We start from the raw sequence: 17,159 nt of genomic DNA on the forward strand, positions 1-17,159 counted from the left end.
ATAATTGGTTTATTTTTATTTCGAAATAACACTGATGAACATGAATGCTTCAAGGACTCTCCTACTAGTTGTTTTGCTTAGGTGCAGTTATTTTCAGATTATGGAAATTGCTGCACAACCCACGGTTTTTCCGTCCACATCCACGGCCACCATTTCCAAATTCACGGAAGATATGGAAAAACAGGAAGGGTTAATTGACCTCTATTGGGATAGCCAATCGGGCAAGATTTGGATGGCAATTCCTAACCATGGTAAAGAATTGTTGTATTACCCCTCATTAGCGGCTGGTTTGGGGTCCAATGATATCGGGCTGGATAGGGGTAGGGTCTATCCTGCTCAAATTGTCCGCTTTATTCCTGTAGGAGACAAATTGCTTCTTCAGGCTGAAAATTATACATTTCGCGCTTCGGCACAGAACCTTTTGGAAAAGCGTGCCGTGGAGGAATCTTTTGCTGCCTCGGTAATTTGGGGTTTTAAAATAGCTATTAAAGAAGATGATAGAATTTTGGTGGATGGGACAGATTTTTTTCTTCAGGATGTAATCGAGGCTTGTGATGTCATTAAAAGGTCAGGACAGGGAAACTATAAAACAGACCTCTCCCGTTCAGCCATTTATAAACCCAGAACCAAGAGTTTTCCCGAAAATACAGAGATAGAGGCTACCATTACCTATATTGGAGAACAACCTGGAAATTACATTCGCCAGATTGTGCCAGTCCCCAAAGCCATTAGTTTACGTATTCATCATTCATTTGTGGCATTACCTGAGGCAGGATTTGATAATCGAACTTTCGATCCGAGAGCAGGGGTGAATGCAATAACTTATTTTGATTACTCCTCTCCGATAAATCAAGACTTTGAAAAAAAGACAGTTAGAAGACACCGCTTAGTTAAGAAAGACCCCTCGGCCGCCTTGAGTGAGGTGGTAAAACCCATCATCTATTACATAGATCCCGGAACACCTGAACCCATACGCACTGCATTAATGGAGGGTACCGCTTGGTGGGCAGAAGCTTTTGAGGCTGCAGGATTTAAAAACGCTTTTCAGGTCAAATTACTTCCTGAAGATGCCGATCCCATGGACGTAAGGTATAACCTTGTCCAATGGGTACACAGGTCCAGCAGAGGTTGGTCCTATGGGGGTGGGGTAACGGATCCTAGAACAGGAGAAATATTAAAGGGCAAAGTTACCTTGGGATCTCTTCGGGTGCGGCAAGACTACCTGATCGCTCAGGCGTTGGCGGGTAATTTTGATGCGGCTAACCCAGAAAACGCAGTTCTAATGGACATGGCTTTGGCCCGAATGAGACAATTGGCGGCTCACGAAGTGGGGCATACCTTGGGATTGCCTCATAATTACATTGCCAGTGCCAAAGGCCTTACTTCGGTAATGGATTATCCTCATCCTTACCTATCCATAAAAAATGGTGCCATTGATCTTTCTAATGCCTATGAAGAGGGCATAGGAAGTTGGGACATTGTAGCCATTAAAATGGCCTATGCCTCCATTCCAGAAGGTTTGGAGGAGCAGGAAGTCATGGATCAGTGGGTAGGCGAATACCTCGCTCAGGGCTTGGATTTTCTGTCCGATAAGGATGGCCGACCAGCCGGATCCGCACATCCGAAAACCCACCTTTGGGACAATGGAACTGATCCTGTGGCGCAGTTGGCGCATGTGCTTGAAGTTCGAAAGATAGCCTTGGATGATTTTGGATTGAAAAACATTTCCAAGGGAATGCCACTTGCCAAATTGGAAGAATTACTAGTGCCGATTTACCTATTGCACCGCTACCAGGTGGAGGCTGCATCAAAAGTAATTGCCGGGGTTAATTATGGATATACAGTTAAAGGAGATGCTAGAGAAAGCCACCAGGTAGTTTCACGAAAGAGACAATTGGATGCCTTGAATCAATTGTTACAAACCCTAAAACCCGAAACACTGTCCATACCATTGTCCATACTCCAAAAGATTCCTCCCAGACCATACGGTTATGCACCGGATGAAAGAGAAGTTTTTAAAAGACATACGGGATTGGTCTTTGACCCACTCGCACCTGCTGAAATTGCTGCACATCATACCCTGACTTTTTTGTTTCATCCCGAAAGGGCCTCCAGACTGGTAGCCCAAAGTGCGCTGGATGTACAGCAACTCCGGCTGGATGAATACCTTGATGATATAATAGAAGCTACCTGGAAAGGCCGGAGCCTATCTGGATATTCTGCCGAAATTAAGCGGTCTGTAGAGAAATTAGTGCTTCAACACTTGATGGAATTGGCGACAAATCCAGCAGGAAGTGTGCAGGTTCGAGCCATTTCCATGGCAAAGGCAATGGCATTAAAAGACTGGATTGGTATGAGAAAGAATGGAGATTTTGCTCAAATAGCGCATAGAGCTTATTGCCTTCATCAACTGAAGAAATTCCAAAAGGATTCGAATGACAAATTTAAACTCCTGGAACCACTTGCTGCCCCTGCCGGATCACCTATAGGACAATCCGACGAATATGGAGGCACTCCCTGTTTTGTTTATTGAATTCAGTTTCCCGTACATTCAATGGCGTACCAAAACCAGCGGAAAAGATACGCCTGATTTTTATGATGGCCTTAATGTAAAATGCACTAATTTTTTGACTAGAATAGTGTTGCTTATTGGTTGATAATTAAATTTTTAATTTTAGCTTACGTTATGAAAAATCTTGTTGCTTTGATTATTATCTTGTTTTGCTCGATCAAATTGGAGGCTGGAAATTCCGATCAGACTCGAATTTCTAATGGTGATACCGTTCGGCTGATGTTGGTGGGAAACAGTTTTTCCAAAAATGCTACAGCATATTTGCAGCAAATAGCCTCTGAACAAGGGAAACACTTGATAATTGGCCGTGCGGAACTTGGAGGGTGCTCCTTAGAACGACACTGGAGACTTGTTGAGGAAGCAGAAGGCGATAGTACACAAGGGGCATATAAAGGGAAGTCATTGCGAACTTTACTACTTGAGGAACCTTGGGATTTTGTCTCTATTCAGCAAAATTCAATGAATTCCACCAATATTTCTAGCTACAGGCCCTATGCTCATAATATGTACGAATACATTAAAGATCTTGTACCCGATGCTGAGGTGGTTATTCATCAAACTTGGGCTTACCGCGCAGACGCTATTCGCTTTGGGAACTTGGAAGATACTTTACACACCTCTACTGAATACGAGATGTGGCAAGCTTCCCGCCAGGCATATCATACGATTGCAGCAGAATTGGGAGTCCGCATGGTTCCGGTTGGCGATGGGTTTTGGTATGCTGGGCAACATCCTAAGTACCGCTTCGAGAAAGATGATACTGTGAGCCTCAGCAATTATCTACATCCTAAATTGCCCAAACAAGACCATTCACTGCATGTCGGATACCAATGGAATAATGAAAAAGTACTTAGGTTGGATTCAAATCATGCTAATGCCTATGGATGCTACCTTGGATCACTTATTTGGTATTCATTCTTGTTTGGTGAAAATCCCACGGAGACAACTTACCAACCAGATTTGGCTGATAGTGAGTTTATTGAGCATTTACGGTTAACAGCAATGGAAGTTGTTGATGTAATACCTTCTTTTTGAAAATTCTCGTACCAAGTTACGCCACATTCCTTGCCTTTTCAAACGAACTTCAGCCCGAAAGGGGAAGGTTGATATAAGGGAAAGCACCATTTGGTTGTTTAAAAAAGGAGTGAGAGAATTTTTACCAATTACATAGAACAATAATTTTTTCTTTGCCTAATCAAAATTCTTTTAAGGGTCATTTTTTTATTAATAATGATCTAAAATGCGGTGGGATATTAGCTATTTTACTAGACGATAAATCTAATTTTATACTAGCTCATCTGAATCAAGCAACCAATTGTTTCCCTGTCCAGATGAGTTTACAATCTTGGTATTTTATACAATAAACTTAAGATAATTTTAATGGATATTTTTCTCTTGGTATTTTTAATTATTGGTGGAACATTACTTCTGGTAAGTTTTCTACCGATAGTTATGGATATTTTCAAATTCAGCTACACTATTTTTTTGCTTATTTTTGGAGCCATCCTGTATTACCTCAATGCACCATTGCCTATGCCAGACCCAGTTTGGCCTGTAGAATTGTCTTTGCGTTTTTCAGAGCTGGTCGTCATTATCAGTTTGATGATAGCAGGTCTTAAGATTGGACTTAATTATTCATGGAAAGAGTGGAAAACACCCTTAAGGCTTTTGATCTTTACAATGCCTTTGTATATGGCGGTCATCTTTTCAGTTTCATATTTTTTATTGGATTTTGGTGGCGCCATCTCGCTGTTGCTTGCAGCTGTCCTGGCACCTACAGACCCAGCACTGGCTTCGGAAATTCAACTGAATGAAAAACAGTCCGACGAAAAGAAAAGCGTGGGTGTCAAATTTAATCTTACAGTAGAAGCAGGACTGAATGATGGATTGGCTTTTCCATTTGTATATCTGGCTATTTTATGGTCCTCGAATGCAAATTTTGGTTTTGACAACTGGATGGAATGGATTGGTTATTATGTAATTTATAAAATAGTAGTAGGGACATTGATTGGAGGGGGGGTTGGTTTTCTATATAGCTGGTGTACTAAAAACTTGTCCGACAAAAAAGAAAAGAAAATCCATCATGAGTTTGTGGCCATTGCCCTTACGCTGATCGCTTATAGTATTGCTGAAATGGCAAATGGTTATGGGTTCTTGAGTGTGTTTTTTGCGGGACTTTTTGCACATTACCATATGCACATACAAAGCGTAACAATGCATAGTGAACCCGGATTAAAATTTATATCTAATCTCGAAAAAGTTTTAATTGTATTCTGGATTGTTTTTTTCGGTGGTTCAATTATGGCAGGAATACTGAATTTCACCTCAATTCCAATGATAGTATTTTCTGTATTATTAGTATTGGTTATAAGGCCTGTTTTAGGTTATGTAAGTCTATTTAAAACCTCCTTGAATCGAAAGAAAAAAATGGCCATTTCCTTTCTAGGTGTTCGAGGAATCGGTTCTGTGTTTTATTTAACCTATGCGTTTAAAAACGGGAATTTCGGAGAAAACTATCAACTTTATTCAATAGTTTCATTGGTCATTTTATTCTCAATCATCCTTCACGGTGTTACTGCCAACAGAATATTGATAAAAGTATAACTAAATAGGTATTTAATTATTTATAAACAGCCTAAGCCAATCAATTTATTATCCCTTTGTAAGTATCCATTTTTTTGATTGTGGCATGGTTTGCTTAAGAGATTCTTTAAAGCTTTCAGAAGAGCTAAACTGTGTTTCTTTTAAAACCCGCTCTTCAACAGACAATTCAATTTCTTCTTCCTGAAAAACCCAGGGGGAAATGATCAATCGATCATTTTTTGTTTTCTTTATAAAAAATGTTTTCCCATCGATAGAGGTGTTTATTTCCAGCTGCCGTTCCATTGCGGGGGTTTCATCCTTACATAGGATTAGGGATAATCGGTCACAGAAACGCAGGAATTCATGGTATTCTTTGGCTTTTTCATCTTTGATGCCAAAATGTTTGCATAATATTTTTCGTTCCGATGCTTGGTCTTGAAAAAAGTTTGAAATCCTTTTGCTCTCTTTTTTGAGTGGGCCATAAACAAATTCCAAATGATAGGATATCAGTAATTTTACCCAAAGGGATTTGTTTCCAGCAGTTCGCAAAATTCGTTGCATCCTTTCTAAAACATCATTTACCTTATAGTTTTCTTCGGTAAAATCCAATGGTACACCAAGTTCTGAAAGGTACTCTTTTTCATTTAAGTTAAGTTGCCTGTCATCGTGTTCGCAAACAGCTATTAAAGTTTCAAACCAATGAATTGGTCTGTATTCTTTTGCAATTTCGTTGGCAATCTTACCCGCCAACATACCATGTGCCTCATGAAGAATAATGTGAAGTCCTACTATAGATTTATTTACGATCATAGGATTTTTGTTTAATTAAAACGGTGGCCTTTAATATTGAAAATCAATACTATCGAGATTTTTATGATGTTTCGGAATAACTTGATAAATGGCGAACCTATTTTTAAAACCTTTTCAATGCCATCTTTCTACCAATTTTAATGCCTAATTTCTGGATGCTTTATAAATCAGGAATCAGATGAATAGGATCTTTTTGTTAAATTAGAGGCCTATTTACCTTAGTTTACAGGTTATAGAAGGCCATTCAAATCCGAAAAAGTATATCAATAAATTAAATCAATAGAATGTTAATAGTTATAAAAACGCCAAAATATCTATTTCGCTTACTTTTCCTCTTATTAGGATTACCTCAGGCTTTGATGGCTCAAAATAACAGGATTATAAAGGGAGAGAATGGGGTTAGACATCCAAATATTGTAATCATTCTTGCCGACGATATGGGATATGGCGACCTGCAGGGGTATGGTGGTGTGGCCAACACCCCAAACCTGGATGCGCTGGCAGCCGAAGGTATAAAATTTACCAATTGCTACGCTGGCGCCCCTAATTGTTCCCCTTCAAGAGTCGGCCTTTTGACAGGTAGAATTCCGGCAAGAGCGGGAATGTACAGCTATAGACCTCCAGGTTCGGCCATGCATCTTCCGGACAATGAAGTAACGATTGCCGAACTTCTTAAACCGGAGGGGTATCAGACGGCTCATTTTGGAAAATGGCACCTTAGTGTTCTACCTCAAGATGAACAACTCAATCAGCCTCAACCCCATCAACAAGGGTTTGACTATTCACTGGGCACCGAAAACAATGCGGAACCTTCTCATCTCAATCCTGTCAACTTTATTAGAAATGGGGTCCCAATAGGTGAGCAGGAAGGCTATTCTTGCCAACTAGTAGCAAATGAGGTAGAACTTTGGTTTGAGCAAAAGTATGAAAAAGAAAAGCCATTCTTTCTCTATGTGGCCTTCCATGAGCCCCATGCAAAAGTAGCTTCACCGGAAAATTTGATCGCTAATTACCCTGGTTATGACAAGAAGACAGCTGAATACTTTGCCAATATAGAAAACATGGATTTGGCAGCCGGCCGAGTATTAGAAGCTTTGAAATCAAGAGGGTTGGATAAAAATACCATGATTTTCTTCGCCTCAGACAACGGCCCATACAGAATGGGTTCCCAAGGAGAGCTTCGTGGATTAAAAGGTGAAGTGTACGATGGGGGTATCAAGGTTCCCGGTATTTTCTCCTATCCGGGTGCTTTCCCGGGGAAAAGGGAAATTGAAACGCCCATTTGGTTTCAGGACCTGCTACCAACCATTGGGGAATTGACTGGGGCGGCCATTCCTTCAGATCGGAAATACGATGGTATAAATTTATTGCCATTGCTAGAGGGAGGGGAAATAGAAAGGGATAAACCCATGCTCTGGTATTTTTATAGGAGTTCTCCGGAGCTAGCCATGCGGAAAGGGGATTATATGTTGTTGGCTCGTGCCAAGGATGAAATGCCCAGAACCCATGGGATTACGGATAAGGACATGGAATTTATAAAAACCATACAACCAGAATTTTTTGAGTTGTACAATGTGGTAAATGATGAAGGCCAACAAAAGGATCTTTCCGCTACCGAACCGGAGAAGCTTGAGGAAATGAAAAGTGCCATGGTAACCTTGCTGGAGGAGGTAAAAGAGGAAGGCCCCAACTGGGAAGGCTTACCAAAATATAAGGAGAAGAAGGCCAACCACAACAAGCCGGATGAATTCAAGCGGAATGAAAGGAGGTTTTTGATGAAGGGGAAGGAGTGAGTTTGGAGGGAGAAGTGGGGGATATTAATTTGATTTGTTCTTCAATAGGTTTACGCAAAATGTAAGCTAAATAAAAACACATAAATAAGAAAGTAGGCTCATCCCATTTACTTCAGAAACCCGATTCTTCCTTTTTCAGCGGGATTGAAATTTTTATTTCAGTAGTTGTAAATATCAGCTTCAAACTTTCTGCTCCATTTTCGGTGAAAAAGGCACAGGCATTTCTCGATAATTGGAAGCGATTTCAACACAATCTAGATAAAAATAGGGATTATTATATTGCTTTTATATTCAGATGCTAAAACATGGGTAAGTATTGTTGTTGAAACTTAATTTATAGACTGCCATGATGTATAAATTTCACAAGGCAAGCGTTATGATTTTTTAACTTTTAGTTATTCAAAATCTGTTGTACTTTTAAATTAAGTGCCAGAAAATTGAACATTAATACTGGATAATATACTTCCCCCAAAAAATAAACTGAATATGAGAACTCCGATTAATTTCTTCCTGGTTATATTGATTTTATTGTACAGTTGTTCTCAAAAACCTGCAACTCAGGATCCAACTGTTATCGTTTCAGGAAAAATAATAAATCTGGAGTCAGATGAAATCACCATTTTTAAAGATGGGGATATTGCTAGTGGAAAAATAGACGAAAAAGGTAATTTTAAACTGAAATTCGAAGGGGACGATGGATTGAGTTATAGTTTATCTTCAGGACGAACCCATCTTGAACTTTTTCTTGCCCAAGGAGATAGCATATACATCACTGCAGATGCCAAAGACCTATCTGGTACATTTTCGGTTCAGGGAGATCATGAAAAAGAAGCCAGGTATCTTAATGAAAAAGCTCAAAACGATAAAGGCTTAAATGATCTTTTTGAGTTGATGGCGAATTCAAAAGAGGAGTATTTGAAAATAAAAGACAGCCTTTTTACAATTTCCGAAACAAATTTTAGAGCCTTTAAAATGGAGGAGAAAATTGATCCCGAATTCATTCTCATAGAGGAAGGATATTACGCTTTCGCACCTCTTTATTTTGATTTAATGTACCCGAATTATTATGCGTTTTTAACCGAAACACCTCAGGATTCAGTAGATTTTCCTGAAAATGAAGTCAGGGCTAGCCTGGCTACTATTCCCCTAGACCAAAAACAGTTTCTAAATATTTGGAGCTATACAGCACTTATCGACATGCGGATTACTAATCTAACCAATGAACTTTTAAAAAGTGATAAGTCTTTGACATCAGGCGAAATAGCGAGAAACTTTGCAATTGATTCCTTATTAAAAGATAAAAGTGTCAATGACCATTTCGTATACACATCTATAAAGTCAAATATGGAATACAGAGGACCTGACCATGTGAAAGAAGCATATGATAAATTCATGCAAGAAAATGAGTCTCCTAAGTATGCTGAGAAATTAAGAAAATTAAAAGATAAATGGAAACCGATTGGCCCTGGAAAAAAGGTTCCTGATTTTACCTTCACGGATATGGAAGGGCAGGAAGTGAAATTGAGTAATTTGAAAGGGAATCTTGTATATATTGATATTTGGGCTACCTGGTGTGGACCATGTATTGCTGAACACCCTCATTGGGATGAGTTGAAATTAGAATATGCAGATAAACCAGTGGCATTTTTGACGGTGTCGATTGATGAAACCAGAGAACCTTGGGAAAAGATGGTAAAAGCCAAAAAGATGGAAGGCTATCAATGGTTTGCTGAAAATGCTTGGAAATCAGATCTTACCCAGCATTTCATGGTAAATTCCATTCCGAGATTTATCCTTTTGGATGAAAAAGGAAGAATAATTGATCCTTCTGCTGATAGGCCTTCCGGAATGATTCGTGAATCACTTGATAAATACTTGGCTAAAATAGATAGCTAATTATAGCCCATTTAGCATTTGGATAACATGAACAAAAACCTTACAACAGTTTTTTCTTATTTAGCAACTAAATTAATCGCTTGAATTTAATATTATAGCTGTGGCATTCACCAACCACTCGGAAAATCCTAAAATTGAGTATACAGCTCAATTTTTTTACTTACAAATATCACTCGAAGTGAATATTATTGTGGAGAAAAATTACAACAGCTTCTTTACTATCCAAAATATTAAAGCGATAACTAGCACAACCATAATCACCCCTGCCCACATACCAGCTTCAAAAATATCACCAATTACACTACATCCGGTGAACGTAATCATCAATAATAAAACCGCAAAAGCCTGAATAATGTATTTTTTCATGATATTTATTGTTTAAAATTTATAGTTATTTCAGTACAATTAAGAAATTGTTATTTATCAAGTTAAAGTATAAAAATCATGCCAAGAGAACATTTTTATTCTTTCAAGCGATGGAATATAATATGAAATTAGTGGCAATGATGAATAATAATTAACTCCTATTCCTATCCAATTGGCTATATTTTTCTTTGAAAAGAAGAGGACTCGAAATTTGGCATAATTAGCTGAACAGGATAGTAATTAGTCTATTATTAAATTTTTACCCGATCTTAAGTAAAGTTATTCTAAATATAATCACACATTATTTTTTTTCTAGAAAAATAATTTCTACTTTCGGTAACGTTGGTCTTTTCCCAAATTTCCTATGGATTCACTGGGCTATTATTCCTGAATAGTTTAGTGATTTGCTTTTTTAACCTTCAAAACACTTCACAATGGGATTGGATCAGCATTAAAAAATATGTCATGAAAATGTAGTTTGGAGTGCCGTTTTCCATTTTGTGGAAAATCAACCAAGCAAGAAACACTACCAATCACGACTTAAATGTGAAATTTGGATAATTATTTCAATTACAATATCCAATTGTTGATTAAAATACAAAATGCTCAACAATAGCCATGAACGAGAAATTAGACCGCAGAGACTTTATAAGTAACATGTCTATCGCTGGTGTCAGCTTGGCCATCGGCATGCCACAAATAACTTTTGGAACGACAACTGACAGTAAGCCTGCTTTATTGGGAGGGCCAAGGGCACATCCGGCAAGTTTTCCAAGTTGGCCTATCGTAGAAAGACCAGAGGAAAATGCACTTCTGGAAGCCTTGAGGAGCAAAAAATGGGGCCGTCTCAATGGCAGGGCGGTAGCCGATTTTGAGGATGCGTATAAAAACATGAGTGGAGCAAAACATTGTTTAGGCCTGTCTAGTGGTACCAGTGCATTGTTTACTGCAATGGGCGCTTTAGACATTGGGCCCGGAGATGAGGTTTTAATCCCCGTTTATACGTTCGTTGCTACTTATAATGTGGTGGTATTGAATTATGCGCTACCTAGGTTTGTGGACACGGATATAGAAAGTTTTCAAATAGATGCCAACCAAATTGAAAAAGCCATAACCCCGCAAACCAAGGTCATCATGCCGGTTCATATTGGTGGCTCTCCTGCAGATTTGGATACAATTCTTGGCTTGGGCAATAAAAACCATATACCAATTGTTGAGGATGCCTGTCAGGCACCAATGGCTGAATGGCGAGGCAAGAAAGCAGGGACTTTGGGACTTACAGGGGCCATAAGTTTTCAATCCAGCAAAAACCTTACTTCTGGTGAAGGAGGGGCTTTGTTGACCAATGACGAGGAATTTGCTGAAAGTTGCTATAATTTTCACAATCAGGGAAGGCATACCAGCGATCCAAACGACCCTTATTCTCCAACTCGGGGAACGAATCTCCGATTGACAGAATTTCAGGGGAGCCTATTGCTCGCTCAGATGAAACGTTTCCCGCAACAAGTTGAACATCGTTGGGAAAACGCAGCCTACTTAACCAGTCTCTTCAACGAAATCCCAGGGATTTATCCGGCGAAGCTTTATGAAGGAGTGACTAAAAGCGCTTATCACCTATATATGTTTAGGTATGATAAAAAGGAATTTCAGGACATGGATCGAAGTGTATTTTTGAAAGCCCTGGCGGCAGAAGGCATTCCTTGCTCGGGAGGCTATGGCATGTTGAACAAGGAGAAATATGTGACAGATCTAGCCAAAAACAAACACTACCTAAAGATCTATGGAGAAAAAACAATGAATGAATGGCTGGAGCAAAATTACTGTCCTCAGAATGACCAGCTCTGTGAAGAAGCGGTATGGTTTTCACAGACCATGTTGCTCGGGACCCGACAAGATATGGAACAGATTGCGCAAGCCATTCAAAAGATCAGGAAGTACTCTGGGGATTTAAAAAAAGCCTAGCACTTTTCCTCTTGTAGTTTCAAAAGGTAACGAAATTCCTCTCCCAAAAATAAACCAATAACCATTTGATCTCTGATATGATTTCAAAGCCCATTTACCCATTCGGGAAGTTGTTTTTAGCCACCCGTTTAATCTGTTTGCTGCTCTTTTTATTATTTGGTGCAGGAAACCCAATTTACGCTCAGAAAGGGACGATGGAAGTCGGGGTAGCAATGATAGACATAACTCCAGAAGGCCCAATTAGACTTGCAGGATATGGTGCGAGGCCAAAGTCAGAAGCAGATCAGATTATTCATCGCTTGTCTGCCAAAGCACTGGCTTTTGGAAGTGATGCTCAAGGGGCTTCCCTATTGATTACTGTAGACTTGGTAGGTATTCCCAATCATATTACCCAAAAACTAGCCAGGCAACTTTCAGAAAAGGTAGGACTTGATCCTGCTCAACTTGTGATTTGTGCCAGCCATACCCATGGAGGGCCTGAAGTTGGCAACCTATTGAACATTCTTCAATACAGGGGAGAGACTTTTAGTGATTCCTTGTTGTCGGTAGCTCAATTGGTGCATATTTCGAATTACACCGAGCAACTCAGTCAGAAACTGGAAGAAGTCGCATTGGCGGCTTTGAAAAACCGAGCGCCGTCTCTGGTTGCCTGGGGACAGGGAGAAGTAGGTTTTGCCAAGAACAGGCGCACGCAAGGGGGACCGGTAGACAAAGCGTTACCGTTGATGCGAATTACGGATCCTTCAGGTGAGCTAAAAGCCGTTTTGGTCAATTATGCCTGTCATGGCACCACCCTGGGAGGAGAGGTCAACCAACTTCATGGGGATTGGATGACCGAGGCCCAACAAATGATTGAGTCCAATCATGCAGGAGCTGTGGCCATGGTAGCGATTGGTTGCGGAGCAGACGCCAATCCGGAGCCTCGTGGCAAAATGGAGCACATAGGCTTACATGCCAAAGCGATTTCGGATGAAGTCAATCGTTTATTAAATGCTCCGCTTCAGCCCTTGACTCAAGTTCCTGTCGGTAAAATCAAATGGATCAATTTACCCTTTGCCAAGGTGCCTAGGATCCCAGAACTCATTACACAGACTGAAGACAAGACGGTAAAAGGATATTTTGCCCGTTTGGCATTGGATCGCATTGCCAGAGGTCAGGAAATTCCTGCTGCACTTTCCTATCCGGTACAAACCTGGACTTTCGGCAATGAATTGGCCATGGTCAATCTGGCTGGGGAGGTAGTCGTAGATTATTCCCTTCGACTTAAAAAAGAATTGGGAGCCGACCGACTTTGGGTCAATGCCTATTCCAATGATGTTCCCTGCTATATTGCCTCTCGTCGTGTAATCCAGGAGGGCGGATATGAAGCAGTTTCCAGCATGTACTATTATGACAAGCCTTCTGCTTTTTCGGAAGACGTGGAAGACCTTATCATAGATGCAGTGCATGAACTTCTACCAGTATCATTTTCGAAATAATAACCATTTGCTGAATGTTTCTCTTTTACAAGACCCAGATTTTTAAAGCTTAAAATTGACGTTTTATGTTTTTTAACAGTGGCTATAGTTAATTCTTGGTGAATGACAAAGATTTACCTATCAGGATTTTTGACTTATAAAATTTTACAATCAACATCAACTAGGTAATAATATTAAACTAGAAAGTGTTGGGAGGGATTTGTAGACATTGATTGTTTAAGAATAGGTAGCTAACTTGGGCTGAAGAATTTATTATGGACGAAATTAAAAATAGTAACAAATCAAGAAGGCAGTTTTTTTCTACTACTGTTAAAAGTAGTCTTTTTGCATGGACTATGGGGTTCCCTTCGAAAGAAGGATTTTCCAATCCTTTCTTTACGGATTCTTCTAAAGAAAAAGACCCGAAAAAGCCAAGTTGGATGGCTATCGAAAATGAGCTTTATGGCGCTAAACCGAATGACTTAGGACCTATTGGTGGAGGGGAGGGGTATAAAATGCCTATTGTTAAAGGGGATTATGAGGTGACAAATTTAGACGAGTTGTTGGATGCTCTTTCCAAGGTCAAGTCAGGAGAAATTGTTTTTATTCCCGATGAAATTAGAATAGATCTTACCACTAGGGTTTTTATTGAAGGGCTCGTTTTGGAAATTCCTGAAGGAGTTACCCTAGCAGGGAATCGAGGTTATCGAGGATCCAAAGGTGGGATGTTGTTAAGCAATGCCTTGGAAACCCGTATAATGATCCGGGCAAATGGTCCTAATGTTCGACTTACTGGCTTGCAGATTCAGGGACCAAATCCTGACCGGCACCTTGAACACCACAAGCGCTCTTTTGGACCTGAAGGACTGGGGCGTGAATATTATTACAAATTTCCAGTTTCAAGAGGGATAACGACGGAATACCCAGGATTAAAAGTTGACAACTGTGAAATTTCTGCCTTTTCTGGAAGCGGCGTTTATCTTAAAAAAGGAACAGGCCACCATATTCACCATAACTTCATTCACAGGTGCCAGTACAATGGATTGGGTTATGGTGTAAGTCATGCGAAAGCTTCCTCTTTGATTGAATATAACCTGTTCAATGAAAACAGGCATTCTATTGCAGGAACTGGAGTATCAGGATGCGGTTATACTGCCAGACACAATATTGAGCTAGGTATTTCATTAAGCCATTGCTTTGACATGCACGGTGGAAGGGATAGGAAAGACAATACCGACATAGCTGGGACTACCATGGAAATATATAACAATACCTTTTATGCTCCTGAAAGGGCCGTAGTGATTAGAGGAGTTCCTGAGGATAAATGTGACATACACCACAACTGGTTTGCCAAACATAAAGATGGTGATCAGGCTGTGAGGGGGATTTCTGATAGAACCATGGTAAGCAAAAACATTTTTATAAGAAAACTTAGATAAGCGGATTTATTGTTTCCAAAAAAATATAGAATCATTTGTTAAAAATTCCATACTGATGCAGGGATCTATGTTGTTCGACTTCGATTCAATGTTTCCTGAGGCCATTAATCAATTGAGTCAATGGCTTGAAATAGAGGGGCTTAAAATTCTGGAATCATAGTAGTGAACTTTGAACAGGTTTGTTTATTCGGTCAAATATTCTAAAACCACTGCAAAATGGTCATTATTCTTATTGTATACACCTAGAATGCCACTTGTTTGGTAGAATCCGGCATGTAATTTTTCTCGGGATTTATTCTGAAAAGGAATAACCAATGATTCCTGTATCTGCTTCCCTTTATCCATCAGGTCAAATATCAAAAAAGCCCCTTTGTATTTTTCTGGTATAATGATTTCATCTTGAGATAAGTCAATTTCAGACCACCCATATCCTTGTGATTCATAAAGTGATTGCGATTGAAATTTGATGTCTTTGAATTGGCTAATCCGGTAAATACGGCCTTCTTTGGGCTTTTTTATTTCATCGGAAACCAGTACACGAAGGGTTATGGTGGGGTTAGGATCCCCTAATTCGCTCAGGTAGTAGCTTAGCTTGGATAGTAATTTCGTTCCTTTTCGGGGAAACTCAACATAGACGGCATAGCGGTTGGTTGTAATGGGGGCTTGCCTCCTGCCTTCCGATTTTGAAAAGGAAAAGGGGAGGTCAAGGTGCCCAATTTCCTGCTTCTTCAGCAATTTGGATACGACGAGATGCTCCTCCATTTCCACGTACCTTGACCTAAGCAATACTAATTTTGACTTTTTTATACGGTCTAAGGATACCAAGGTGTCTCCATAGCCCATGGCTGAAATGCTGAAGGTAGCACCATCAGTAAATAGGGAGGAATCTAGCTGAAATTCACCTTGGGAATTGCTCGATGTCCATTGTAGGCTGTTCACCTCAGTTACTTTGGCATAAGGTATGGGTACATTGTTTTCCGCAGACTTTAGTAACCAGGTATCCTGACCTTGAAGCATTTTAGGAAGAATAAAGAAGGCTAAGAAAAATATACCGATTGACGTTTTCATGGTTCAGGAAATTTATTGATTCGGTATCGGATGATCAAGGGTTGAGAGACTCCTAGGGTTTTTATTTCATCTTCTGTAGCTCCTACTTCAGTCAATAATTCCTTATCATACTCACCAGGGTATAGTATCGTCATATTATAACCCTGGGAGACATCAAGAGGGTGTAAAAGATAATCGTTCAATGAACCGATATCATTTAATAATATTGCCCGGTCATTTCTCAAGTCGTAGATTCCCATCCGTATATTATTTATGTTTTTCCAGTAATAATTGAAGCTGATCAAGCTATCGTACAAATTGAAGTTATGAACGGCAAAAGCATAGTCGTTTTCATTTAAAACCTTATATAATTCCTCCGCCTCAATAAAATGTTGCGCTTTCTTCGGTAAAGATTTATTACCAAAATCAATTTGATATAAAGGAAGTAAACCCAGAGAGTCTAATAAATAAATCGTTTCCGTAAAAGGTTGGGCATAAAATGTTTTTTCCTCATTGTTTGACAGGTTCCCTTTTTCGGATGCTTCTATGATTCCAGAAGGTTTTGGAATATTATAAATATTTTTAAATTCTTCGTTTAAAAATACAATTCCCAGATACATATCACGATTAAGAAATTCATCACTTATGGCTATACTAAAATCATGCCTGTCTAAACTGAGTATATCCATCAAATAGCTTTCTGCACTAAATGTTAGTAAATGATTTAAATGGGGTAATTGGTATTTAATACCATTTAGCGATGTTCTGTCATATACTGTCAAGACATCGTTATTAATCATATAGCTATCTATAGTTGCATATTCTCCGGGGCCTGGTCCTATTCTTTGTAGGTGGTTGATGTAATTACCTTCTCTATCAAAAATGTAAAGTGCTTGTGCATAATGCTTGTCATGTAATAAAAAATAATCTGCATAATGCCGAAGTGAATGAATTTTCCCTATAAAAACTGAATCAGGAACCTTCAAGGGGATGATTTCAATATCATCGGACAATTCGTTAAAATCTACAAATCTGCTTGCTACATCGAACGTTAGTTTTTCAATATCCAGTAATTCCTCCTTAGGGGATTTACAGGCGATTAAAAGAGAAGAGAAAATAATGCAATTTAAAATTTTAACTAATTTCATCAATTGTACATATTTTTGTGCTCATACAAAAACTACATGGGGGAAAACTCTCCTATGTTAAAAATTATAGTAAATCTGGCAAATCA

Annotated in this window: 12 protein-coding genes; 8 read left to right on the forward strand and 4 right to left on the reverse strand. The window is 39.3% G+C overall.

Annotated features, from left to right (window positions below; translation table 11 throughout):
• The first annotated feature begins 100 nt into the window (after nt 1–100).
• The 3 genes from AAC073_RS02510 (at nt 101) to AAC073_RS02520 (ending at nt 5,176) form a co-directional block, all read left to right on the forward strand.
• Nucleotides 101–2,533, forward strand: a complete 2,433-nt coding sequence (locus AAC073_RS02510) for a zinc-dependent metalloprotease (protein ID WP_339922261.1) — start codon at nt 101–103, stop codon at nt 2,531–2,533.
• 183 nt (nt 2,534–2,716) lie between these two features.
• Nucleotides 2,717–3,607 (forward strand): DUF4886 domain-containing protein, encoded by an 891-nt coding sequence (locus AAC073_RS02515; RefSeq protein WP_339922262.1) that lies wholly within the window; start codon nt 2,717–2,719, stop codon nt 3,605–3,607.
• Nucleotides 3,608–3,952: 345 nt separating this feature from the next.
• Nucleotides 3,953–5,176: a cation:proton antiporter gene (locus tag AAC073_RS02520; protein WP_339922263.1), complete on the forward strand. Its 1,224-nt coding sequence runs from the start codon at nt 3,953–3,955 to the stop codon at nt 5,174–5,176.
• 48 nt (nt 5,177–5,224) lie between these two features.
• On the opposite strand, the gene AAC073_RS02525 is transcribed toward AAC073_RS02520, so the two are convergent.
• Complete coding sequence (locus AAC073_RS02525; RefSeq protein WP_339922264.1) at nt 5,225–5,965, reverse strand: DUF3891 family protein; 741 nt, start codon at nt 5,963–5,965, stop codon at nt 5,225–5,227.
• A gap of 284 nt (nt 5,966–6,249) precedes the next feature.
• On the opposite strand from AAC073_RS02525, the gene AAC073_RS02530 reads away from it, so the two are divergent.
• Nucleotides 6,250–7,758 (forward strand): sulfatase-like hydrolase/transferase, encoded by a 1,509-nt coding sequence (locus AAC073_RS02530; protein WP_339922265.1) that lies wholly within the window; start codon nt 6,250–6,252, stop codon nt 7,756–7,758.
• Between the two features lie 486 nt (nt 7,759–8,244).
• The gene (locus AAC073_RS02535) at nt 8,245–9,654 is read left to right on the forward strand and encodes a TlpA disulfide reductase family protein (protein ID WP_339922266.1); all 1,410 of its coding nucleotides are present in this window, start codon (nt 8,245–8,247) and stop codon (nt 9,652–9,654) included.
• A gap of 201 nt (nt 9,655–9,855) precedes the next feature.
• On the opposite strand, the gene AAC073_RS02540 is transcribed toward AAC073_RS02535, so the two are convergent.
• Entirely contained in the window at nt 9,856–10,020 is a 165-nt protein-coding gene (locus AAC073_RS02540; RefSeq protein ID WP_339922267.1) for a hypothetical protein, read from the reverse strand.
• 618 nt (nt 10,021–10,638) lie between these two features.
• Here AAC073_RS02540 and AAC073_RS02545 point away from each other — a divergent pair.
• The 3 genes from AAC073_RS02545 to AAC073_RS02555 all read left to right on the forward strand — a co-directional run bounded on the left by AAC073_RS02545 (nt 10,639) and on the right by AAC073_RS02555 (nt 14,878).
• Nucleotides 10,639–11,982, forward strand: coding sequence for a DegT/DnrJ/EryC1/StrS family aminotransferase (locus AAC073_RS02545; protein WP_339922268.1), 1,344 nt, complete (start codon nt 10,639–10,641; stop codon nt 11,980–11,982).
• Nucleotides 11,983–12,059: 77 nt separating this feature from the next.
• Entirely contained in the window at nt 12,060–13,460 is a 1,401-nt protein-coding gene (locus AAC073_RS02550; RefSeq protein ID WP_339922269.1) for a neutral/alkaline non-lysosomal ceramidase N-terminal domain-containing protein, read from the forward strand.
• 254 nt (nt 13,461–13,714) lie between these two features.
• On the forward strand, nt 13,715–14,878 hold the full coding sequence (locus AAC073_RS02555; RefSeq protein WP_339922270.1) for a hypothetical protein: 1,164 nt from the start codon (nt 13,715–13,717) through the stop codon (nt 14,876–14,878).
• 183 nt (nt 14,879–15,061) lie between these two features.
• Here the strand turns inward: AAC073_RS02555 and AAC073_RS02560 are convergent, their stop codons facing one another.
• Together AAC073_RS02560 and AAC073_RS02565 are read right to left on the reverse strand one after the other, a co-directional pair.
• Entirely contained in the window at nt 15,062–15,946 is an 885-nt protein-coding gene (locus AAC073_RS02560) for a hypothetical protein (protein WP_339922271.1), read from the reverse strand.
• Nucleotides 15,943–17,073 (reverse strand): 6-bladed beta-propeller, encoded by a 1,131-nt coding sequence (locus AAC073_RS02565; protein WP_339922272.1) that lies wholly within the window; start codon nt 17,071–17,073, stop codon nt 15,943–15,945. The genes AAC073_RS02560 and AAC073_RS02565 overlap by 4 nt, the downstream gene beginning before the upstream one ends.
• Between the last annotated feature and the right edge of the window lie 86 nt (nt 17,074–17,159).

The sequence above is a fragment of the uncultured Cyclobacterium sp. genome (assembly GCF_963977555.1).
Taxonomy (GTDB): domain Bacteria; phylum Bacteroidota; class Bacteroidia; order Cytophagales; family Cyclobacteriaceae; genus Cyclobacterium.

Coding starts and splice junctions, on each gene's coding strand:
- AAC073_RS02510 (WP_339922261.1), top strand. CDS start 101: ATGGAAATTGCTGCACAACCCACGGTTTTTCCGTCCACATCCACGGCC.
- AAC073_RS02520 (WP_339922263.1), top strand. CDS start 3,953: ATGGATATTTTTCTCTTGGTATTTTTAATTATTGGTGGAACATTACTT.
- AAC073_RS02525 (WP_339922264.1), bottom strand. CDS start 5,965: ATGATCGTAAATAAATCTATAGTAGGACTTCACATTATTCTTCATGAG.
- AAC073_RS02530 (WP_339922265.1), top strand. CDS start 6,250: ATGTTAATAGTTATAAAAACGCCAAAATATCTATTTCGCTTACTTTTC.
- AAC073_RS02535 (WP_339922266.1), top strand. CDS start 8,245: ATGAGAACTCCGATTAATTTCTTCCTGGTTATATTGATTTTATTGTAC.
- AAC073_RS02540 (WP_339922267.1), bottom strand. CDS start 10,020: ATGAAAAAATACATTATTCAGGCTTTTGCGGTTTTATTATTGATGATT.
- AAC073_RS02545 (WP_339922268.1), top strand. CDS start 10,639: ATGAACGAGAAATTAGACCGCAGAGACTTTATAAGTAACATGTCTATC.
- AAC073_RS02550 (WP_339922269.1), top strand. CDS start 12,060: ATGATTTCAAAGCCCATTTACCCATTCGGGAAGTTGTTTTTAGCCACC.
- AAC073_RS02555 (WP_339922270.1), top strand. CDS start 13,715: ATGGACGAAATTAAAAATAGTAACAAATCAAGAAGGCAGTTTTTTTCT.
- AAC073_RS02560 (WP_339922271.1), bottom strand. CDS start 15,946: ATGAAAACGTCAATCGGTATATTTTTCTTAGCCTTCTTTATTCTTCCT.
- AAC073_RS02565 (WP_339922272.1), bottom strand. CDS start 17,073: ATGAAATTAGTTAAAATTTTAAATTGCATTATTTTCTCTTCTCTTTTA.